This is a genomic window from Halopseudomonas pelagia CL-AP6 (assembly GCF_000410875.1).
In the GTDB taxonomy this organism is placed as follows: Bacteria; Pseudomonadota; Gammaproteobacteria; order Pseudomonadales; family Pseudomonadaceae; genus Halopseudomonas; species Halopseudomonas pelagia.
Window position 1 is genome coordinate 1 of sequence record NZ_AROI01000031.1, and the last position, 20,842, is coordinate 20,842.

16 protein-coding genes are annotated in these 20,842 nt (G+C 58.4%); 6 read left to right on the forward strand and 10 right to left on the reverse strand.

Going from position 1 to position 20,842, the window contains the following annotated elements:
• Positions 1-1,078, forward strand: a 1,078-nt coding sequence (locus tag K787_RS0118850) for an ice-binding family protein (protein WP_022964365.1), incomplete at its 5' end; no start/stop codon positions are given.
• 62 nt (positions 1,079-1,140) lie between these two features.
• Here K787_RS0118850 and K787_RS0118855 read toward each other — a convergent pair.
• The 3 genes from K787_RS0118855 to K787_RS0118865 all read right to left on the reverse strand — a co-directional run bounded on the left by K787_RS0118855 (position 1,141) and on the right by K787_RS0118865 (position 4,240).
• Entirely contained in the window at positions 1,141-3,252 is a 2,112-nt protein-coding gene (locus K787_RS0118855) for a TonB-dependent copper receptor (RefSeq protein WP_022964366.1), read from the reverse strand.
• Between the two features lie 117 nt (positions 3,253-3,369).
• Positions 3,370-3,780 (reverse strand): DUF2946 family protein, encoded by a 411-nt coding sequence (locus K787_RS24415; protein ID WP_052185417.1) that lies wholly within the window; start codon positions 3,778-3,780, stop codon positions 3,370-3,372.
• A gap of 79 nt (positions 3,781-3,859) precedes the next feature.
• Positions 3,860-4,240 (reverse strand): VOC family protein, encoded by a 381-nt coding sequence (locus tag K787_RS0118865; RefSeq protein ID WP_022964367.1) that lies wholly within the window; start codon positions 4,238-4,240, stop codon positions 3,860-3,862.
• Positions 4,241-4,517: 277 nt separating this feature from the next.
• Between K787_RS0118865 and bfr the strand changes: the two genes are divergently transcribed.
• On the forward strand, positions 4,518-4,982 hold the full coding sequence (gene bfr / locus K787_RS0118870) for a bacterioferritin (RefSeq protein WP_022964368.1): 465 nt from the start codon (positions 4,518-4,520) through the stop codon (positions 4,980-4,982).
• Between the two features lie 31 nt (positions 4,983-5,013).
• Here bfr and K787_RS0118875 read toward each other — a convergent pair whose 3' ends face one another.
• The 3 genes from K787_RS0118875 to K787_RS0118885 all read right to left on the reverse strand — a co-directional run bounded on the left by K787_RS0118875 (position 5,014) and on the right by K787_RS0118885 (position 10,755).
• The gene (locus K787_RS0118875) at positions 5,014-7,833 is read right to left on the reverse strand and encodes an FAD-binding and (Fe-S)-binding domain-containing protein (protein ID WP_022964369.1); all 2,820 of its coding nucleotides are present in this window, start codon (positions 7,831-7,833) and stop codon (positions 5,014-5,016) included.
• A gap of 12 nt (positions 7,834-7,845) precedes the next feature.
• On the reverse strand, positions 7,846-8,991 hold the full coding sequence (gene lldD, locus K787_RS0118880; RefSeq protein ID WP_022964370.1) for an FMN-dependent L-lactate dehydrogenase LldD: 1,146 nt from the start codon (positions 8,989-8,991) through the stop codon (positions 7,846-7,848).
• A gap of 69 nt (positions 8,992-9,060) precedes the next feature.
• The gene (locus tag K787_RS0118885; protein WP_022964371.1) at positions 9,061-10,755 is read right to left on the reverse strand and encodes an L-lactate permease; all 1,695 of its coding nucleotides are present in this window, start codon (positions 10,753-10,755) and stop codon (positions 9,061-9,063) included.
• A gap of 195 nt (positions 10,756-10,950) precedes the next feature.
• Between K787_RS0118885 and K787_RS0118890 the strand changes: the two genes are divergently transcribed.
• Positions 10,951-11,718 (forward strand): FCD domain-containing protein, encoded by a 768-nt coding sequence (locus K787_RS0118890; protein ID WP_022964372.1) that lies wholly within the window; start codon positions 10,951-10,953, stop codon positions 11,716-11,718.
• Positions 11,719-11,761: 43 nt separating this feature from the next.
• On the opposite strand, the gene gtfA is transcribed toward K787_RS0118890, so the two are convergent.
• The gene (gene gtfA, locus K787_RS0118895; RefSeq protein WP_022964373.1) at positions 11,762-13,204 is read right to left on the reverse strand and encodes a sucrose phosphorylase; all 1,443 of its coding nucleotides are present in this window, start codon (positions 13,202-13,204) and stop codon (positions 11,762-11,764) included.
• A 217-nt stretch (positions 13,205-13,421) separates the two neighbouring features.
• Here gtfA and K787_RS0118900 point away from each other — a divergent pair, with 217 nt between their 5' ends.
• The gene (locus K787_RS0118900) at positions 13,422-15,479 is read left to right on the forward strand and encodes a TonB-dependent receptor (RefSeq protein ID WP_022964374.1); all 2,058 of its coding nucleotides are present in this window, start codon (positions 13,422-13,424) and stop codon (positions 15,477-15,479) included.
• A gap of 479 nt (positions 15,480-15,958) precedes the next feature.
• Entirely contained in the window at positions 15,959-16,195 is a 237-nt protein-coding gene (locus K787_RS0118905; RefSeq protein ID WP_022964375.1) for a DUF2798 domain-containing protein, read from the forward strand.
• Between the two features lie 52 nt (positions 16,196-16,247).
• Here K787_RS0118905 and K787_RS0118910 read toward each other — a convergent pair whose 3' ends face one another.
• The 3 genes from K787_RS0118910 to K787_RS0118920 form a co-directional block, all read right to left on the reverse strand.
• Positions 16,248-18,119 carry a 5'-nucleotidase C-terminal domain-containing protein gene (locus tag K787_RS0118910; protein WP_022964376.1) on the reverse strand — a complete coding sequence of 624 codons (1,872 nt, stop codon included), beginning with the start codon at positions 18,117-18,119 and terminating at the stop codon, positions 16,248-16,250.
• A gap of 166 nt (positions 18,120-18,285) precedes the next feature.
• The gene (locus K787_RS0118915; RefSeq protein ID WP_022964377.1) at positions 18,286-19,206 is read right to left on the reverse strand and encodes a hypothetical protein; all 921 of its coding nucleotides are present in this window, start codon (positions 19,204-19,206) and stop codon (positions 18,286-18,288) included.
• Between the two features lie 186 nt (positions 19,207-19,392).
• A complete protein-coding gene (locus K787_RS0118920; RefSeq protein ID WP_028615108.1) occupies positions 19,393-20,322 on the reverse strand; it encodes a LysR family transcriptional regulator in 930 nt (309 codons plus the stop codon).
• An 84-nt stretch (positions 20,323-20,406) separates the two neighbouring features.
• Between K787_RS0118920 and K787_RS0118925 the strand changes: the two genes are divergently transcribed.
• Positions 20,407-20,835, forward strand: a complete 429-nt coding sequence (locus K787_RS0118925; RefSeq protein ID WP_022964379.1) for a DMT family transporter — start codon at positions 20,407-20,409, stop codon at positions 20,833-20,835.
• The last annotated feature ends 7 nt before the right edge of the window (positions 20,836-20,842 follow it).

Sequence of the window (20,842 nt, forward strand, 5' to 3'; positions counted from 1 at the left end):
TGGCGTCGAAGACGCGGCGGGCGCGGCGCTGGAAGACGATTTGAGCTGGCAGTTCACTACGGGTAACACGACGGATACCGTGGCGCCCGCGGCGAAGTTCGCTTTGCTGGATGGTGCGGTAGAGGTGTCAATCAGCCGGAACATCACTGCGACCTTCTCCGAGAGCATTGATCCTACAACGGTTACCGCTAACAGCTTTACGCTGGAAACCGCTGGGGTTTCTGTTGACGGGGTTGTGAGCTATACCGGTAGCACGGCCGTATTTAATCCGGTTGATAATCTGCTGCCGGGGACGCTGTACACCGCGACCTTGACTACGATGATTACTGATCTGGCCAACCCGGCCAATGCTTTGCCGGCCGATCAGAGTGTGTCTTTCACGACTGAAAATAGTATGTTGCCTGCTGCTGGGCCGGACCCGGTTTTGTTGGGTACCGCTGGCAATTTTGTGATGCTGTCCAAGACCGGTATTACTACCACGGGTGTCACAGAGATTACGGGTGACATAGGTGTTAGCCCGATTAACGAAGCGGCAATCACTGGCTTTAGCCAGGCACGGGATGCCACTGATACCTTTTCCACTTCCGACCTGGTCACCGGCAAGATCTACGCAGCCGATATGGCATCGCCAACGCCGATCTACCTGACTACTGCAATCAGCGACATGGAGCTGGCATTTAACGATGCTGCCGGTCGCAGCAATCCTTTAGTCACCGAGCTGGGTGCTGGCGACATCAGCGGTGAAACACTGGCTCCTGGCCTGTACAAATGGGGCACGGGTGTTAGTGCGTCATCGGATTTCACCTTTGATGGTGGCCCGAACGATGTATGGATTCTGCAGATTGACCAGGACCTGCTGTTGGAGACAGGCGTGGCCGTGCAATTGTCCGGCGGTGCCAAGGCAGAGAATATCTTCTGGCAGGTAGCGGGTCAGGCTACGCTGCGCACGGGTGCCACGTTGAACGGTATTCTGCTAAGCAAGACGCAGATAGTGATGCAAACAGGCTCTACCTTTAACGGCCGGGCACTTGCCCAGACGTTGGTGACTCTGGATGCGGTGATCGCCACTCAACCCTGAAGTTGACGGCGGTAGTGAAAAAGGACCCCTCGGGGTCCTTTTTTATTGCCTGGGTTTCAGCTCTAGAAGTCGAACTGGATTTTCGCCCACAGCGTCCGACCCGGTTCGTTGATCGCGACCGGGTCAGCGGGATAGCCGAATGCCGAGTTGCCGGCCAGGTTGAGATGTTCTGCATAGGCTTTGTCGAGCAGGTTGTCGACGCCGATGCTGACTTTCATATGCTCATCCAGGCGGTAGGCGCCATTCAGCGAGAGCACGCCAAAGCCAGCGCTGGCACCCACATCCTGGCCGACCACGTTGCCTTTGCCCGTATCAATACGGTTCTGCTCGGCCACTAGTCGCCAGAGTAATCCGGCGCTCCAGTCCGCCTGCTGATAGGTGAGCCCCAGACGGGTTTCCAGCGGCGGCATCTGCGCCAGTGCCTGCCCGGAGCTGCTGTTCTTGCCCCAGGCATAGGCGAGGGTCGCGTCGCCGGTCCAGTGGGCGTTCAACTCATAGGCCAGCCCCAGTTCGCCACCCATGATACGCGCGTCGATATTGTCTGCCTGGCTGGTACGCGTGCCCATCATGTTGGTGGCATAGCTGAATAGTATGTAATCGCGCACCTGCCCAACATAGCCGGAGGCCCAGGCCTCGAGTTTGGGGCCCTTGTATTGAGCGCCAATGTCCAACTGAGTGGTTTTTTCCGGGCGGATGCCGTCAAAGGCATTGTCTGCGCCGGCCGGGCCGCTGCCTGCGGAGAACAGCTCCCAGTAGTCGGGGAAGCGCTGCACATGGCCGATGCCGGCGTAGACGGTGACTGGCGAGCCGGTCATATCCTGTTCGTAACGGGCGAAACCGCTAGGCAGGGTGTCGCTGCGTGTTTGCCCGGCGGTAGGGTTGGGCGTGCTCATACCCATGCGTGTGATGCTGTCGCGGAAGTCCTTGGTTGTTGCACGGTCCAGGCGTGCGCCAGTGACCACGCGAGCAAACTCACTGTGGTGCCAGGTCAGTTCGCCGAACAGGCCATAGTTGTGCATGACTGCGTCCTTGTCCCAGGCGAATTGGTCCGCGTCGCTAAACTCGCCAGTCATCATGTTGTACTTGGACGCGCGTTTACGATGCTCGCTACGTAACACATCAATACCGGTAACCAGCTCCAGATCCGTCCAGTACAAGGTGGCGGCGAAGCGCCCGCCGAGTGTCCGGCGATCGACCTGCGAAGCCATCGGCATGGGCATCATACTGGTCGGGTCAGGCCGTCGTAGGCTGAAGTTGTCCATGATGTGATCGGCATAATTGTAGTACACCCGCGATTCGATCTTGTCGATGGCGCCCACGTTGGCTTTCTCAAAGCGCAGGCCGAGGCTTTCCCGGGCAAACTGGCTGCCGTCCATACCCCGTCCGGCGTAACGCGCCTCGCCATCGCCCTTACCCGCGCTGAGCTCAAGCAGGGTATCGCTGTCTGGCGTTAGGCCCAGCGCGACATCACCGTTCCACTTGCGCCACCTTGAAGGCACGGTATCGCCGTTGCCGTCGGCATAGTCGTCGGAGCGGGCATCGTTGCCCACGATCCGCAGGTAGCCATCGCTATTGCCCACGGCGCCATCGATCAGCTTGTCGAAACGCCCATGGGAACCGGTCAACAGGCTGGCATGCAGGCGGCTGCCTGGCGCGTCGAACTGTTCCGCTTCGCGCTCGAAGCGCACTGTGCCGGCTGAGGCGCCCGGACCCCAGATAACGCTTTGCGGTCCCTTGATGACGGTCAGTTTGTCGAAGGTTTCAGGGGAAATGTATGAGCTGGGTGCATCCATGCGATTGGGGCAGGCACCCGGCATCTGACCGTCGTTGGCGAGCAGATTCAGGCGTGAGCCAAACATGCCACGCAGCACCGGGTCACCATTGCTGCCACCGCTGCGAATGGCTGAGAACCCGGGGATGGTCTTCAGGTAGTCGGTGGCATCGCTGGCGGGTACCGGCTGCCTTGCATCCTTGGGGTCGGCAATGATGATTAGCGGCGAGCTTTGCTGTACTGCGGTGACCACTAGAGGGGCCAGTTGTAGGGGCTCTGTCGTGTCGTTGGCTGTAGAGGCGTCGGCGGCGTAACCGCTGGCGGCACCACTCATCAATACCGCAAAGGCGATTTGTCGGCGCAGGGCGGCGGTGTTTAAGGACAGCAGAAAAGGTGCTTGCATCGTTGTTATCCACGATCAATGCCCGTGCGCGCAGGCACGCGGGCGGGGAATAAAGAAATTCGGTTATCGGTGTGGAAGCAACGAATCGGCCCAACCGTAGTTGGTCTTGGTTGTCAGTTAGCTGAACAGACCCGTTGCGCGGAAGGCAACGGGAGAGGCACGCGGATTCAGGGCAGGCCAGGTAAAACGGGGGGCAGGTTTGATCCAGCTGTGGCGGGTCTGCGGCGCTGCCGGGTTGGCTGGCGGATAATCAACTGACCAGTTTAGCGAGGTAAGCGCACTGCCATGGCCCAGTGAAGAGCATAGAGGGCAGCTGGATGCGAGATCGCCCGCCGCAGTGGCTGGTAGAATGTTGCCCAGGCCGAGTCTCGGGATGACATTGCCAGAGCCGCAGAATACCCCGTCGATAGCGCCAATATGCTGCCCAACCATCTGACTCTGATGAAAGCCGAACGTGAGCGCACTGAACAGCGTGCTCACGTAGAGCAACATGGCTATCGAGAAGCGCTGATGACGGACGGGTTTCATGTGCAGCATTCTAGCAGCGTTGGCAGCCAGGTGTGCTGTGAAAAACTGCGCGACTGATTGCCGCGCAGTGGGCGCGATTTTAACCGAGGCGATGCAAAGCGCAGATCTTGTTACCGGAGGGGTCACGCAGGTAGGCAAGATACATTTTCATGCCACCGCCTTCACGCACACCCGGCGGATCTTCACAGGTCACGCCGCCGTTGGCGATACCAGCCGCGTGCCAGGCGTCAGCCTGCTCGGCGCTGTCCATGGCGAAACCGACGGTGCTGCCGTTGCCGTGGGAGGCGGGCTGGTTATCGATTGGCTTGCTAAGGGCGAAGGTGCCGGTCTTGGTGAAATAGAAGCAACGCCCTTTGTCGTCGATGACGCCGGGTTTGCAGCCGACGACGCCGAGGATGGCGTCGTAGAAGGCCTTGGAGGCCTGAATATCGTTAGCACCGAGCATGACGTGACTGAACATGGTGTTTCCTTTGTTTGTTGTTGGGAGTAACCGCTCTAGACTTGAGTGAAATGCCTGACTAGTCAACACCGTTATCGTAACAATCCAGTTCCTTGTTGTTCTGCGATGCTACCTTGCTGCCGGGAGATGAGAATGCCAATGGTTACTCTTGCGGTTACCATCAGAATGCATATAAGCCCTTGTTCGTATTGAATTTTTAGTAGGGTGAAAAGGTAGTAATTCAGGGCGCTCTTGGGCACAATTCAGTTATTCATTGCCGTAGTCGGAGATTCGTACCATGAAGGGCCAACAGGACGTCATCCACTGTCTCATCGCGCTGCTGCGCGGCGAGCTCGGTGCCCGCGATCAGTATTTTCTGCACTCGCGGCTGTACGAAGATATGGGTTATGCCAAGCTGTATGAGCGCATAAACCACGAGATGGAAGAGGAAACCCAGCACGCCGATGCGATCCTCAAGCGCATTCTGTTTCTGGAAGGCAAGCCTGACATGCGGCCCTCCGAGATCCATCCAGGCTACACCGTGACCGACATGCTGGCGGCTGATCTCAAGCTCGAATACGAGGTGCGCGAGAATCTGGTCAAGGCCATCACCCTGTGTGAGCAGCATCGTGACTATCAGACGCGGGAAATCCTTGAGGTGCAACTCAAGGATACCGAGGAAGATCATGCCTATTGGTTAGAGCAGCAACTGCGCCTGATCAAACTGGTGGGAATGGAGAATTATCTGCAATCGCAGATGTGATCTCAGGGCGCGAATACCTCCTTGCCCATGATCACATCTTAGCGATAGACATGGGCCGGGTTACCTGGTCTACCAGATACACCAGCCCTTGGTAGTCGATACCGCTATGGCTGCTCAGGCCAATTTCGCAGGTGCGGCTGGTGGAAATGCCGACCTCGCAAAATTGCACTGCATCCTTTAGCGTACGCAGCGAATGCGCGTTGAGCTGTGGCAAGGTGAAGCCCTTGTCACCAGCAAAGCCGCAGCAGTGAATCCCTTCGGGGATCACCACCTGAGTACTGCAGCGCCGAGCAATGGCGATTAGCGCATCGGCTTCGCCCAGGTGCTGGGTGCTGCAGGTGACATGCACGGCTACCGCGGTGTCGACCGGCTGAAAATCCAGGCGCTCGAGTAAATGTTCACGGATAAAACGCACGGGATCGTAGATGTCCAGCCGTTTATCGGCTGGGTTTTGCAGCAGTTTCAGGGTGCATGGGCTGGTGTCGCAGTAGATCGGATAGCGGCCCTGAGCACTGGCTTGCAGCAAGGCACCAAGCAGTTCTTCGCGCTTGCTTTCAGCCTGTTCGGGATAGCCTTTGGAGGCGAAGGGCTGACCACAGCAGAGGTTGTCCAAAGCCAGCGGAAAGACCACTTCAAAGCCGGCCTTCTCCAGCAGGGCGCGAGTCTTGTCCAGCAGTGATACCTGTTCGCCATTGGTTAACGCAGGCCCCATGGTCCGGGAAACACAGGCAGGCAGATAGACTACCTTGGGTTTGCTGGTGGTGGCAGTCGGCGTTGGTTCGACCCATTTGACCGGTTGCGGCATGGCCGGAGTCCACTGCGGCAAGCGTTGCCCGGAAAGTTTGCGCAACCCGCTGCTGACAGTTTGTAGTCGCGGAGCACCGAGTAACCGCTGCACGCCGTTGGCCAGCGCCAAGGTCAGGCGTGTGCCCTTGAGTACGCTGGCAAAATGCTCGGCCAACCAGCGGGCACGGCCCTGATGCTGAGCCTGCTCGGCACGCAGTTCACGCACCAGATCGCCGGTATTGATGCCCACAGGGCAGCGTTGGGAGCACAATCCGGTGGCGGCGCAGCTGTCGATGCCCTGATACTGGAAATTTGCTTCGAGCTCGCGGGTATCGACACCGGCGCGCTTGCGGGCCTGAATATCACGCCAGATGACGATGCGCTGGCGCGGCGTCAATGTCAGGCCGTTTGAGGGGCAGACCGGCTCGCAGAAACCACACTCGATGCATTTGTCGATGATCGGGTTGGCGGCGGGCAGGGGCTTGAAGTGTTTCAGGTGAATCTGCGGATCCTCTGACAACACCACATTTGGGTTGAGGATGCCTTGCGGGTCGAGCAGGCGCTTGATCGCCCACATCAGTTGATAGGCGTCGCTACCCCATTCCAGTTCAACGAACGGCGCCATGTTGCGCCCCGTACCGTGTTCACCCTTGAGGGCGCCACCGAACTCAGCCGCAACCAGTTGCGCCACGTCCTGCATGAAGGCTTCATAGCGGGCCTTTTCCGTCTCGCTGTCAAAGCCCTGGGTGAAGACGAAGTGCAGGTTGCCTTCCAGCGCATGGCCAAAGATGATGGCTTCGGCGTAGCCGTGTTTGTCGAACAGCTGAATCAGGCGGTTGACGCCCTCGGCCAGTTTCTCGACCGGAAAGGTCACGTCTTCAATAATCACCGTGGTGCCGGTGGCCCGTACCGCACCGACTGCCGGAAAGGTCTCCTTGCGGATCTTCCACAGCTGGTTGTAGACGACTGGGTCGGTGCTGAAGTCGACCTGCTTTTCCCGCTCGAAGTGCGCGACTGCCGCCATGGTCTGGGCAATCTGCTCGGTCAGCAATGCGGCGCTGGGTGCCCGCGATTCGATCAGTAGGGCACAGGCGCCCGCGGACAACTCGCGCACCCAGCCGGGCATGCCAGGCATGTTTTCCACCGAACGCAGGCTGCGGCGATCGAGCAGTTCGACGGCGGCGACCGGCTGTTGCTTGAGTATCGGTACGGCGCGGCAGCAGGTTTCCACGTCACTAAATACCAACAGCGCACTGGCCTTATGTGGGTGCTCAGCTACGGTGTGGTAGGTCACCGAGCTGATAAAGCCTAGCGTGCCTTCGGAACCGACCATCAGGTGGGTGAGAATATCCAGCGGATCATCGAAGTCCACCAACGCGTTCAGCGACAATCCGGTGGTGTTCTTCAGCCGGTATTTATGCCGAATTCGCTCCGCCAGCTCCGTGTTGGCGCGGGTCTGTTGTCCTAGTTGCGCCAATTGCTCCAGCAGCGCGGCATGGCTCTGGCGGAAGGTGGACACCGTTGCTGGCTGTTCGGTATCCAGCAGCGTGCCATCAGCCAATAGCATGCGCATGCCCGAGAGCGTGTGATAGCTGTTTTGCGCGGTGCCACAGCACATGCCGCTGGAGTTGTTGGCGACGATACCGCCGATCTTGGCCGCGTTGATCGACGCCGGATCCGGGCCGATCTTGCGTTGCAGCGGGGCCAGTAGGGCGTTGGCGGCTGCGCCAATGACGCCCGGTTGCAAGCGAATACGCTGGCCGCCGTCGAGCACTTCCCGGGCATTCCAGTGATCGCCCAAGACAATCAGTACCGAATCACTGATGGCCTGACCGGACAAACTGGTGCCCGCCGCGCGGAAGGTCACCGGAACCTGATGGCGAGACGCGAGGCGCAGCAGAGCGATGACTTCCGTTTCGGACTCAACCCGGGCTACCAGCTTGGGAATAAGCCGGTAGAAGCTGGCGTCGGTACCGAACGCCAAGGTGGACAGTGGGTCGTCGAACAGGCGCTCGGCTGGCATCAATTGCCGTACGGCGGTGAGAAAATCGGCAGGCAGGCTCATGATCTTTCCCCGTTAGTGTCCGAATTCACGCACCAGTAGATCAGCGCTGATCTCATTGACCGATCTGGTACCCGTCAACACCATGGCGACGCGCATTTCCTTCTCGATCAGCTCCAGCAGGTGGCTGACGCCCGCGCCACCGGCGGCGGCCAGGGCGTAGATGTAGGCCCGCCCGAGCATTGCACAGTCAGCGCCCAGCGCCAGCATGCGCAGGACATCCAGCCCGGAGCGTATGCCGGAGTCAGCCAGGATCTTCAGGTCTCCCTTGACCGCATCGGCGATGGCCGGCAGTGCCCGAGCGCTGGACAGCACGCCATCGAGTTGGCGTCCGCCATGGTTGGAGACAACAATGCCATCAGCGCCGAAGCGCACGGCATCACGCGCATCATCCGGGTCCAGAATGCCCTTGATGATCATCGGGCCTTCCCAGAACTCGCGAATCCATTCCAGGTCTTTCCAGGCAATCGACTGATCAAAATTGGCGCCCAGCCAGCCGATATAGTCGGCCAGGCCGGTCGGGTTGCCGCGGTAGGCCGAGATGTTACCCAGATCATGTGGCCTGCCGAGCAAGCCAACATCCAGCGCCCAGCGTGGGTGGGTGACGGCCTGCAGCATGCGCCGCAGTGGCGCATTGGGTCCGCTCATGCCGGAGTGTGCATCACGGTAGCGTGCGCCGGGTGTTGGCATGTCTACGGTAAACACCAGGGTGTTGACGCCGGCAGCCTTGGCGCGTTCCAGCGCGTTCTTCATAAAGCCGCGATCTTTGAGTACATAGAGCTGGAACCACATAGGCCGGCTGATGGCTGGCGCAACTTCTTCGATCGGGCAGACAGATACGGTGGACAGGGTAAAGGGGATGCCCCTGTCGGCAGCCGCTTTAGCAGCCTGCACTTCGCCACGGCGGGCGTACATGCCGGTCAAACCCACGGGAGCCAGTGCGACCGGCATCGACAGGGTTTCGTCGAACAGGCGCGTCTCCAGATTTAGCTCAGCCATGTTCTTCAGTACCCGCTGACGCAGGGCGATATCGGCCAGGTCAGAGACGTTGCGCTTGAGCGTGTGCTCGGCATAGGCGCCCCCGTCGATATAGTCGAACAGGAACGGAGGTAAACGGCGCTTGGCGGCAGCACGGTAATCAGTGGCAGCAGAAATGATCATGGCATAGGTCTCTGAATGTCTTTAAACGAACGGCGCCCCAGTATGGCTGGAGCGCTTTCAGGGCAAATATCAAGGCGTTTGTAATGGGTCGGTGACGCCCAGCACATAGACGGCGATCAACGCGATCAGGCCAGTCATCAATACATAGTAGAGCGTAGGCCAGATGGTCTTGCGCAGCGTGGCGCCTTCACGTCCAAGCAGGCCGACGGTGGCCGAGGCCGCCACTACGTTGTGGATAGCCACCATGTTGCCGGCCGCTGCGCCAATGGCCTGCACCGCCACAATCAATGCGGTGGACAGCCCCAGATTGCTGGCAACGCCGAACTGGAACTGGCTGAACATCATGTTCGATACGGTGTTGGAGCCAGCCAGGAAGGCGCCGAGCGCACCGATCATGGGGGCGACGAGTGGGTATACGCCGCCGACGCTGTCAGCTGCGAAGCTGGCCATGGCGATCGGCATGCTTGGCAGGTCGCCTGCATTCACGCCTGAGTTGATCAGGATGCGCACCATGGGCACGGTGAATAGCAGGACGAACCCGGCGCTGAGCAGCACATTGCTGGACTCCTTGACCGCAGAGGCGAGCTCCTTGACCTGCATGCGATGGAGGAAAAATGTTGCCAGCACCACCAGCACCAGAATGCCGCCCGGCAGATAGAAGGGCTCAATACCGGCGCTGATGCCAGCTTCACCGAGCAGGTTGCTGGCGCTGAAGGAGACCGCGCGAAAGAGTGCGGTGGCCTCGGGGAATACGCGGCTGATGACCAGAATGACGCCCACCAGCATGTAGGGCAACCAGGCGCGGAAGCTGCCCATGGGTTTGGCCGTCAGCTCATCGAGTTTCATCTCGATGCTGCCCAGCCACTCGCTTGGCCAGTCCTTGCGGTCAGCAAAGTCCCAGGTGGTTTTGGGCACCAGAAAGCCGAAGCGGGCAGCCGTGGTGACGATGCCCAGACCGACTAGTCCGCCCAGCAGCGACGGAAACTCGGGCCCGAGAAATACCCCGGTAAGCATATAGGGAATAGTGAAAGCGAGGCCGGCAAAGAGTGCGAAGGGGAGTACCTCGAAGCCTGCGCGCCAGCTTTTTTCCTTGCCGAAGTAACGTGTCAGCATTAGCGCCATTATCAGCGGCATAATGGTGCCGACAATGGCGTGAATGATCGCTACCTTGGCGCTGATGAGCATCAGGTAGGCGTCCCAGCTGGATCCCTGCGCGGCCAGATCGGCACCGATGGCTACGCTATCCAGGCCGGTTGTTACACCCACCAGAATGGGTGTGCCGACCGCGCCAAAGGATACCGGCGTACTCTGTACCAGCATGCCCATCAGCACGGCAGCCATGGCTGGGAAGCCGATGGCAACCAGCAGTGGCGCGGCAATCGCCGCTGGGGTGCCGAACCCGGAGGCGCCTTCGATAAAGCAACCGAACAACCAGGCGATAATGATTGCCTGAATGCGCCGGTCCGGACTGATGGTGGCAAAGCCGGCGCGAATCGCGGTAATACCGCCGGAATGTTTAAGCGTGTTGAGCAGCAGAATCGCGCCAAAAATGATCCACAGCAGGCCGAGAGTAATAATCAGACCTTGCAGAGTAGACGCGAGGATGCGGTTGAGGCTCATGTCCCAGGCCAGCAAGCCTATAGCGGCGGTAACCAGATAGACCAGCGGCATGGCTCGACGCGCCGGCCAGCGTAGGCCGATGAGTAGAATGCCAGCAAGCAGTATGGGAAAAAGCGCCAGCGAGGCTAGGACTCCGGATGACATGAGTGCTCCTGATTATTTTTAGATGGTTAATTGGTAAGACCAATATTCTGGTGGCGGTGTTCAGGGTATGGCAGGTTTTGTAGCGGTGTCAAACCAGATAAATAAGACTTTTGTCTAATAATAAGATAAAGGGTTGCTCACGACTGGAAGTGAATGCATACTTTTAACCTATTGGTAATACCAATTTGGAGTGTTATGAAAATAGGTCAGATTCATCAGCGCCGGTTGGCTGATACCATCGTCGAGCAATTGGAATCGATGATTCTAGAGGGCGCTCTGCAGCCCGGTGAACGCTTGCCAGCCGAGCGTGCTCTGGCTGAGCAATTCGGTGTTTCACGGCCTTCACTGCGCGAAGCAATGCATAAACTGGCGGCCAAGGGGCTGCTGGTCAGTCGCCAGGGAGGGGGCAATTATGTTGCCGCCACGCTGGGATCGAGTTTCAGTGATCCGCTACTGAGCTTGCTGGAAAGCCACCCGGAAGCTCAGCGCGATCTACTTGAGTTCCGGCACACGTTGGAAGCCGACTGCGCCTACTACGCCGCCATGCGTGCCACCGACCTGGATCTGCAACATCTGCGCAACGCCTATGACGCATTGCAAGCCTGTTATGATCCGCTCAGCGCTACCAGCCGCACGGAGGAGGGGGCTGCCGATGCGCGCTTCCACTTGGCCATTGCTGAAGCCAGCCACAACACCATACTGCTGCACACCATTCGTGGGCTGTTCGATCTGCTCAAGCGCAACGTGGTCACCAATATTGGCGGCATGTATGAACTGCGGCCTGAAACTCGCTTGATGCTGATCAGCCAGCACCGCGAGCTGTTTGAAGCCATTACTGAGCACCGTGCGGATGATGCACGGGCCAGCGCAAGCCGGCATATCGGCTATGTGCAAAACGTGCTGGCAGAACGTCGGGAGGAAGAGCATCGTCTGGCACGAGCCCAGCGCCGCGAAAAGCATTGATCAATCAGTGCTTGGCCCGCTCAATGGCATAAGGCTTATTGACCTAGCAAGTGAAGCGTTGTTCGCTGAAATCCTGCTCGTCCAGATAGGTGATTCTGGCGGTCTTGAAGTTGAGGTCGACCAATAAATGGCAATAGTGCTCGCCATGCCGCCAGGCCATCGACACGCTGGAGTCGTTTGAATAGTTGAGCTCGAAGCGGCCGTCGAAAGCCGGATAGTTGGAGCGAAAGCGCATCAGCTTCAGCAGCCGCTGCACCACCGGTTGCTCGATGGCCTCGTCCATCTCTTCCAGACTGTAGAAATGTCGATTGATATCGCGCAGCTCGCCAGTCGTGTTCATCAGTTCTTCATCGTTGCAGCCGGCCAGCAGCCCGACGTAGTAGACCTGGGGGATGCCGGGGGTGAAGAATTGAATCGCGCGGGCGGCAATGTAGCTGTCATCGTTGTTCATCAATGCGTCGTAGAAGGTGCAGGTGAGCTGGTAGATGGCGCCGACGCTGTTCACCCGGGCGGCGGAGCGGCGCAGAATCGGATCAGCGCTGCGCGCGTTGATATTGTCGATCAGCGCGCGAATCTTGTCATCTGGCAACACGCCCTCCACATCAGGAATGCAAATACCGTCGTGGGTATCCAGCACCGTAATGCTGTTTCGCGGGCACATGCGCAGCCAGTTTTTCAGGTAGACGCTGTTATTGTCGAGCAGCGAATAGAGCAGCAGCGGTGGCAGGGCGAACGCATAAGGATGCATGTTGCGGCGGCTGATGGCGTACTGAAAGCTGGTGTGGTCGTGTACCTCTGGCAGGCACTCGGCGCCATAGCGGGCGGCGGTCTCGTTGACCCATTCAAGGATGCGGTATACATCCGGCTCGACCAGGAAGCAACTGGTACCAATGCGTTTGGTGGTATAGCCGAAGGCGTCCAGGCGCAGCAGCTTGATGCCTTTGCTGGTGAGAAACTGAATGTACTCTTCCATCAAGCGATAAGTGATCTCTGCCTCGTAGTTGAGGTCGATCTGCCGCTCGGTAAAAGTGCACCAGACGCGCTCCGTGCTGCCATCAGCGAAGGTCACCTCACGAAAGGGCTCCTTCTCCTTGCGAATATGAATCTTGGCCAGGTCGTCCGGGGTTATCTGGCCAAACCGGCTGACATGCACAAACAGCTCGGCATGGGGCGAATCAAATCCATTCTGGACGAAATCCTTGAACTGCTCGGACTCATCGGAGATGTGATTCACTGTCAGGTCCGAACAGATGTCATATTCGGCTGCCAGCCGCTCGATATCGTCCCAGGTGCCAAAGGCCGGATCCACTTCCTTATGCGTCAGCGGCGAAAAACCGCCGTCGGCATTGGATGGGAAGAACGGCAGGATATGAATACCGCCAATGGCGCCGGACAGGTGGCGATTGATTGCCGCGTGCAGGTCTTTGAGGTTGTTACCAATGCGATTGGGATAGCAGATGAGCTGGACTGCGTTGCGTAGGATCAATGTGGCCACCTTGGTCAGGGTGAGGATAGGGGTTTGAACCTGCTTCGATCATATCACTCCCTCCGCTCAGGACCAGCCGCAGAGCATCCGGACCTCCATCGACACACCAGGCTGGTCAATATTTTTATTTAATTGTTATAACATAACGTTTATATTCTTCCCCCGTTCGCACCTGCCGACGCAGAGCGCATGAATGAAAAACTACGAGGGGAGTTCTATGAAACAGTCACGCCATCCATTGGCCTGGTCGGTTGCTATGGCCACATTTGCCTTTCATGTGCAGACTTTTGCTGCAGCTGATGAGGCGCTAACACTCGATGAGGTAACCGTTACCGCTTCGGCCCTGAATACCCGCCCTACGGAAATGACCACCCCGGTGGAAGTGCTGCGTGGCGATGAGTTGACGAAGCGCATTGAGGCCACGCTGGGCGATATGCTTAATGGTTTGCCAGGTGTGCATGCCTCAGGATTTGGCCCCGGTGTTGGCCGGCCAGTGATACGCGGTCTTGAAGGTGCGCGGGTCCGAGTGCTGAGCGATGGCGTCGACGTAATGGATGCCTCGACCATTAGCCCGGACCACGCCATCACCACAGATACGCTGCTGGTTGAACAGATAGAGGTACTGAAGGGCCCGGCGACCCTGCTTTACGGCGGCGGCGCCATAGGCGGCGTGGTCAACCTGATCGACCGCAAGGTGCCGACTTACGTCCCCGAGAAAGGCATCGAAGGGAATGTGCACCTGCGCGGCAACTCAGTTGCTGACGAAAGAGCCGGCGCTGTGGGCGTGACCCTGGGGGCGGGCCAGGTAGCCGGGCATATCGAAGCGAGCAAATCGGAAGCGGAGCCCTATCGGATACCCGGTAATCCCTCACGGCAGGAAGGCGCGTTCAATGACTCGGACTCCTATTCGCTGGGCTTGAGCTGGGTTGGCGAGCGCGGCTATCTGGGTGCTGCATTCAGTCGCCAGGAGAAAGAGTACGGTCTGCTCGCGCATGAACATATCGACTGCCACACCCACCACCAGACCGAGTGGCACTGCGGTGGTCACGGCGATCACGATGACCACGATCATGATCACGAGCATGAGAGCGATCACGATGCCTATATCAGCATGGTTCAGCGCCGCTGGGATGTGCGCGGCGAGTACGCTGATCCCTTTGCCGGCTTTGAACTGGCCAAACTGCGCGTGTCGCATACCGATTATGAGCACGACGAGATCGAAGAGGGCGTAGTCGGTACCCGTTTCGAGAACCAGGGTACCGAAGCGCGGCTGGAGCTGACCCACCAGCCGTTCCATGGCTGGCGAGGTGTGGTCGGTGGGCAGACCTCCCGGCGTGATTTCTCCGCCGAAGGCGAAGAGGATTACCTGATACCCACGCTAACCCGTAGCCATGCCGTTTTTCTGCTGGAAGAGCTCAGGATGGGGGACTGGCGTTATGAGCTGGGCCTGCGGCATGACTGGCAGGATATCGATGCTGACGGCATTCGCGCCGGTGTCACTGCACCAGACCGGTCGCACAGCGGTACCTCGGTCTCGGCTGGCGCCACCTGGCGCTTTGCTCCGGACTACGCACTGCGTGGCAGCCTCTCGCGCTCGCAGCGTTTGCCCAGCGCGGAGGAGCTGTACGCCTTCGGCCCGCACGCGGCGACCGGAGTGATCGAAGTGGGCGATCCTGACCTGAAGAAAGAGACTGGCTACAACATCGAGTTCGGCCTGAGCAAGCTGACGGGTCTGATGACGTACGACCTGAGTGTGTATCGCAATCAAATTTCCGACTTCATCTATATGGCCGATGCCGGAACCGATCCCGGCGACGGTGTACGCGAGTTCGAGTACCGTCAGCGCGATGCTGTGCTGCATGGGGTGGAAGGCGTTATCGGGCTGCAGGCTACTGAGGGCCTGAAAGTTAGCCTGTTTGGCGATATGGTGCGCGGCAAGCTCAAAGGTGACGGCAATCTGCCACGCATCCCCGCGAGCCGTCTTGGCGTGCGCTTTGATCAACGCATCAGTGCAGGTCTCGCCGGGCAAGTTGAAGCTTACCGCGTGAAGGGCCAGAGCCGCGTGGCTGACGATGAAACCTCTACCTCGGGCTACACCATGCTGGGCGCGGGTTTGAGTTATCGCGGTCAGGCGAATGAGGATCTCGGCTATCTGCTCTATGCCCGGGCGAATAACCTGCTGAACGAGAAAGCCCGCCAGCATTCGTCCTTTATTAAGGATGAAGTGCTGTTGCCGGGTCGAAATTTGACGGTAGGGGTTAAATTCGACTTCTAGCTGTCGCCGCCAGAACCGTACTGCTGATAAAGTCCCGGCCGTTAAAAGCCGGGGCTTTGTTATTTCAATGGCTTATCATGCAAATCCCCGTTGCGAAGGATCAGCAGTGATAGGCTTATGCACCGCAGTGCGCACCTTTAGCTGCAATGGTCATGGAGTACGGAGCGGACTTGCATTACCGCTATGTACGGGTGACGACCACTCTGGCAATGGCCTGGATTCTATGCTCGAATTCAATGGTTGAGCATGACCAACATCAGTGTGGCTAGGGCGGTATTGGGCGGATGGGCTCGATGATGATGCCACACGAGTCTCAGTCTATCTGACCTACAGGTTCTACCGAGCAGAGTGGGGTATGCATCAGATACCTTATCTGTACACCACGGTGTTCACGCCACTGCGTCGCCGTCAGCGTGCGTCCTGGTGGCCTTCGATGCTGATACCCTAATGTCGGCATTAACTAACAGGAAGCCTTCAACTTGATTCCACAGAAATATACCGCTTACGTGTTTTCCTGCCTGATGGCGCTGATCATGTCAGGCATCATGTCGATGGTGATCACGCTGTTTAATATCGGCCTGGTGGACGGTATTTGGGCGATCTGGGTTAAGGCCTGGATGCTGGCTTTCGTGGTGGCATTCCCGACTATTACCCTGGTGCTGCCGATGGTGCGTTATTTGGTGTCGTTGATCGTGGGGAAAAGCACTGATCTCTGAAGGTAGCTGAAAACGCTCCAGACAGAGCGCTTCCAGTCGAGCTAGAGCGGGGTTAGTCCGTCAGTAGAACGCCACTGGCGGTTATTACAACCTGATGAGAGTAATCTCCGCGCATGGGACGGGACACATTATTCTGAGCGATCAGGTAATCGACAAGGCTCTGGGTGTAAAGCAGGTAGGTATTTACCGAGCGTCCATCGTCGGTGACCGTGCCCAAAGTGGTGTACCCGTCGCGACCCTCAGCAATGAAGTCGTTGGTCACCAGCACGTAAGTGCGATTCAGTTCAATCGGCACCCATTGCCCGTTCTCGTTCCGTACCTCAACATTACTGAAGCGTGAGCCAGGTATCTCGGATAAATCGACATCCCAGCGCAGGCCCGCCGCATAAGGCTGGGAACCGTCCGAACCTGAGGCGTCAAGATGGTTGGCTACCGCGTCTTCCAGGGTCGACACCACCTCGGCACCGGTAATGTCCAGCTCTACCAGCACGTTAGTGAAAGGCAGCATGGTGGATGCGGTGTTGTAGGTGATTTCGCCTGCAGGTAGCGGAATTCGCACGCCGCCCGCGTTCTGCAGTGCGAAGTCGGCGCGCTGGCTGGCGTTGAGAAAGGCCTCGGCGACTAATTGGGCAGCATCGCTGCCTTGGGCCAGGGTATTGGCGGTGGCGCAGCCGGGAGTACCGCTGCTGCGGTTGGTCGTCTCGCCGGGTACGCGTACCAGGCAGAACGACTCATTTGCCAAACCAATAATCTCTTGCTTGCGCTCGTCTATCTGATCCTTGTAAGTCGCCAGAATCGCTTCTGCGGCAGTGTCAGGTGCAGTGACATTCAGCTCGTCCATGGTCTCGACTAGCGTCAGCAGTTCCTGACGGCGCGACTCGCCGACGGCAGAAAAGGTTCCGTCTACCGCTTGTTGGAAGGTGTCGCCAATCAACAGTGATGCTTGGCCCTCGCAACTGGCGACCTTACCCTCGCCATCGAACTCTACGCTCATCAGGCCCAATGCCTTGCTGTATTCCCACGCCTGACCAATACAGACAAGGTCGCCATCGGCATTGGTTGCACGGGTCGGATAGTCGCCGGAGGAGGCCAGGCCCAAGGTACTGAAATCGCCGAGTAACGAGTGCGAGTCGCCGCCGATGATCACGTCTACACCGCTCAGGTTAGCTGCCATGCTTTTGTCGTTCTCATAGCCCTGGTGGGTGAGCAGCACGATATGCTCGACGCCCTGGCTCTGCAGCTCGTTAATGACATCTTGGGCAGTCTGAATCTCGTCAAGAAACTCGGTGCTGTCCAGGGGACGAGAAGAGTTAGTGGTCTTGCCGCTGATATCGATACCTATGATGCCGACCTGCACACCGTCGACTTCGCGAACCGTGTAGGGCTTGATGTAATCATCAACTGCCGAGGGTGCCAGCGGCGTGCCGACCTGAGGCTTGACGTTGGCGGCCAGTACCGGGGTGTCGCAATCACCTTCAGCCAGGTAATCGAGAAAGGTTTTCAAACCCGCATCGCTATCATCGAATTCATGGTTGCCGAGGGCGAAGGCATCGAAGCAGACGGTATTCATCATATCCGCATCGGCTTCACCTTTGTAAAAGGTGTAGTAAAGGGTGCCGGTAATGGCGTCACCCGCATGTAGCTTCAGCAGGTTGGGAACACGTTGTTCAATCTCGGCGAGGGCGGAGGTGACGCGTGAAAAGCCGCCCAACTCAACGCGGGTAGTTTCGCCGTCCAGCTGAATTTCAAAACCGGCAAAGGCATCAAGCTGCGAGTGATGATCGTTTATATGCGCTATGTTGAGTGTAAGGGGACCAGCCTGCGCCGGATCATCGCTGGAATTATCGGAAGAGCCACTGTTACATGCCGCCAGGGAAGTACAGATGACCAGCCCAGCCAGCCCCTTTAATCTATAGTTCAGCATTTCCGCATCCTTGGTTGTGTGTGACGAAGCATCTCAACCTAGAATGTCGGTATTACGGATGCATGACCGTCATGCAATATTCATCAAGACGGACACGACGAGCTGAAAGAGACAAGGGCGGGTTGGGTTGGCTGCGCGGCTACCCTAGAGTAGCGACGCAATTTTATCAGGCGGATGCTTCGGCTTCGTAGTTGGGGTAGGAGTGCTTGAGCGTGGCGTGGTTGAGCAGCATCTCTGCCTTGAGTGTTTCACCGCTGGCGTCGTAGATACGGCTGCGAACCCAGTAGGATTCGGTGCGTTTACTCTCGGACAAGGCCACGACCTCACGACGGATCAGATAGTCCTCGCCGACGAACAGCGGCCCATCGATCATGCGGATTTCCTGATCAGCGAACAGCCCAATCACCGGTTGCTTGACCGGGAAGGCGGCCTGCTTGCTGGTGTACTCGGCCAATACACTGACCATCTCCAACGGGATGATGGCGCGGCCCCAGGGGCTGCTGGCAGCGTCCGAATACCAGGGCGAGTTTTCGGTGATGCCCTCCAGCTTCTGGGCGAGCGAGAAGGGATACAGATCACCCATGTGCTGCTCGGCATCCATGCGTACTTTTTCGTCTGCGACGCCAACCATGCCAACCTGCAGATCAGACAGAATAACCAGCTTCTCAGGCCCGCGTAGTTTGGTCATGCGCTCATCCAGCAGTGTTGGTCCGCCGTCAGGGCCGAGGCTGGCGCTGGCTTCCAGTACCGGAGTGCCATCGGCCTTCTCAGCCCAAGCGCGCACGCGCGTGGCGCCGGGCGCTGGACGCTCAACAAAGGCGCGAACCAGCTCACCCTCAACGACCATGTTCTGGAAGTGCGATGAGAAGCAGCCGCGCTCGAACCAGGCCTGCCCCCAGACCTCGGCCAGTAGCGGAACGAACAGGCTGAAGTGGGTGGGGCCTTCAATCGGTCCGGCTCTGAAGCCGAGCTTTTCCGCCATGCTGTCGTCATGGATCGAGGTGTGGCCACTGTACTGTTGGTCTGCGAGCATCTGTTTGGGTTCGCGTAGCGGCCCGCAGAGATATAGAGGAGTATCAAAGCTCATGATCTGTCCTTGGTGTGAAGGTGATTGCTGAAGTGTAGTCAGGCTGGCCCGGGCTCGGCAAACGCGCAGTGGTGGTGGTATTCAGCGCAATGATGAAAGCGTGATGGCGATCTCGACCTGCCGGTGTTTTTCCCGCCGAGGGAGCGGATTGAGGGAGCAGATGGAACGGGCCAAGGACGTTGAGCTTTAGTTATCCCAATAGGGCCGCTCGCCGGTTTCCCGGAAAAGATGCTGAAGAAACACGGCGACCTTTGATGAGCGCAGGCGATTTTCCGGATAGATGACATGGATGCCTTCCAGTGTGACCTCGCCAGAGGCTTCGAAATGGTCCAGCACCGGAACTAGAGTGCGTTCGCGCAACGCTTGGTACAGCAGCCAGGTGGGGAAAAGAACGATGCCCTGCCCCTGTAGCGCAGCCTCCACCAGACTTTCAGCATTGTTTCCGTAAAGGTTGCCGTTCACATCGAAGCGTTGGAAGTTGGCGCAGCCAGGTGGGCGAAAGTACCAGGGCTGAATCCCACGGGTGCCCTTGTATACCAGGCAGTTGTGCTCCACCAGTTGCTCAGGATGCGAGGGCACACCGTGCCGCTCGAGATAGGCCGGCGCCGCACAAGTGACAAACCGCTGCGGGGCAAGCTGGCGCGCGACCAGGCTGGAATCGCCCAGTGCGCCGACCCGAATGACTACATCCGCACCTTCCTTTACCGGATCGATAAAGGCGTCACTGAGCGTCAGCTCGACCTCCAGCGCCGGATGCTGTGATTGTAGTTCTGCCAGGAGCGGGGCGATATGCCGGCGACCAAAGGCCACCGGCGCATTGATGCGCAGCAGCCCGCGCGGGCCGCCACCGCTGCTACTAACATGCTCGTTGGCCAGCTCCAGACTCTCGAGAATCTGCCTGACATCCGTGTAGTAGCGCTCTCCGGCGTCGGTCAGGCGCACTGCGCGGGTATGCCGAAACAGCAGGCGTTGGCCCAGGTGCTTTTCCAAGTTGGCGATATGACGCGATACCGACGAGGCCGGCAGACTGTAGAAACGTGCGGTTTCGGCAAAGCTGCCGGACAGTGCGACGCGAACGAAGAGCCGGAGCGCGAGTAAGCTGGGTGAGTTGTCCAAAAAGCAATAGTCATTTGTCATTTGACCCAATTGTAGCAAGTCTTCGTGCGCATTACTGTTGCCCGCCTGAGTAAAGGAGGCGGTATGCAACAAGCAATCATTTTGCTGATGGTGTTGGTAGCCGGTATGGGGCTGTCGGTGGAGGCGGGGTTACTGGGTCCGCTGGGTGAGCAGGTAGGGCACCTTTCCGCCACTCTGTCGATTTTTCTGGTTGGAGCATTGTTGCTGTCGCTGGTGCTGGTGTTCGCACCGCGGCGGCAGCTTGGGCACCTGTTTGCCCAGCCGCGCTGGATGTTGACCGGCAGTATTCTGGGGCCGATCTACGTCATCATACTGACCATAGCAACCCCGTTGGTAGGGGTTGGCATGACCATGGTCGGCATTCTTTGCGGGCAGGTCGCGGCCAGTCTGGCCATCGATCATTTTGGTCTGCTCGGCAGCGAACGGCGAGCGGTAGACGCTTATCGCCTGCAGGCGCTGGTGATGATTCTTGCGGCGTTATGGTTAATGTAAAAGGATA

What these genes read in the sequence shown, in the direction of transcription:
- K787_RS24415 (WP_052185417.1), bottom strand. Translation starts at nt 3,780, where the DNA reads ATGAAACCCGTCCGTCATCAGCGCTTCTCGATAGCCATGTTGCTCTAC.
- K787_RS0118875 (WP_022964369.1), bottom strand. Translation starts at nt 7,833, where the DNA reads ATGAGCCTGCCTGCCGATTTTCTCACCGCCGTACGGCAATTGATGCCA.
- K787_RS0118915 (WP_022964377.1), bottom strand. Translation starts at nt 19,206, where the DNA reads ATGAGCTTTGATACTCCTCTATATCTCTGCGGGCCGCTACGCGAACCC.
- K787_RS0118925 (WP_022964379.1), top strand. Translation starts at nt 20,407, where the DNA reads ATGCAACAAGCAATCATTTTGCTGATGGTGTTGGTAGCCGGTATGGGG.
- K787_RS0118885 (WP_022964371.1), bottom strand. Translation starts at nt 10,755, where the DNA reads ATGTCATCCGGAGTCCTAGCCTCGCTGGCGCTTTTTCCCATACTGCTT.
- lldD (WP_022964370.1), bottom strand. Translation starts at nt 8,991, where the DNA reads ATGATCATTTCTGCTGCCACTGATTACCGTGCTGCCGCCAAGCGCCGT.
- K787_RS0118855 (WP_022964366.1), bottom strand. Translation starts at nt 3,252, where the DNA reads ATGCAAGCACCTTTTCTGCTGTCCTTAAACACCGCCGCCCTGCGCCGA.
- K787_RS0118890 (WP_022964372.1), top strand. Translation starts at nt 10,951, where the DNA reads ATGAAAATAGGTCAGATTCATCAGCGCCGGTTGGCTGATACCATCGTC.
- bfr (WP_022964368.1), top strand. Translation starts at nt 4,518, where the DNA reads ATGAAGGGCCAACAGGACGTCATCCACTGTCTCATCGCGCTGCTGCGC.
- K787_RS0118900 (WP_022964374.1), top strand. Translation starts at nt 13,422, where the DNA reads ATGAAACAGTCACGCCATCCATTGGCCTGGTCGGTTGCTATGGCCACA.
- K787_RS0118865 (WP_022964367.1), bottom strand. Translation starts at nt 4,240, where the DNA reads ATGTTCAGTCACGTCATGCTCGGTGCTAACGATATTCAGGCCTCCAAG.
- K787_RS0118910 (WP_022964376.1), bottom strand. Translation starts at nt 18,119, where the DNA reads ATGCTGAACTATAGATTAAAGGGGCTGGCTGGGCTGGTCATCTGTACT.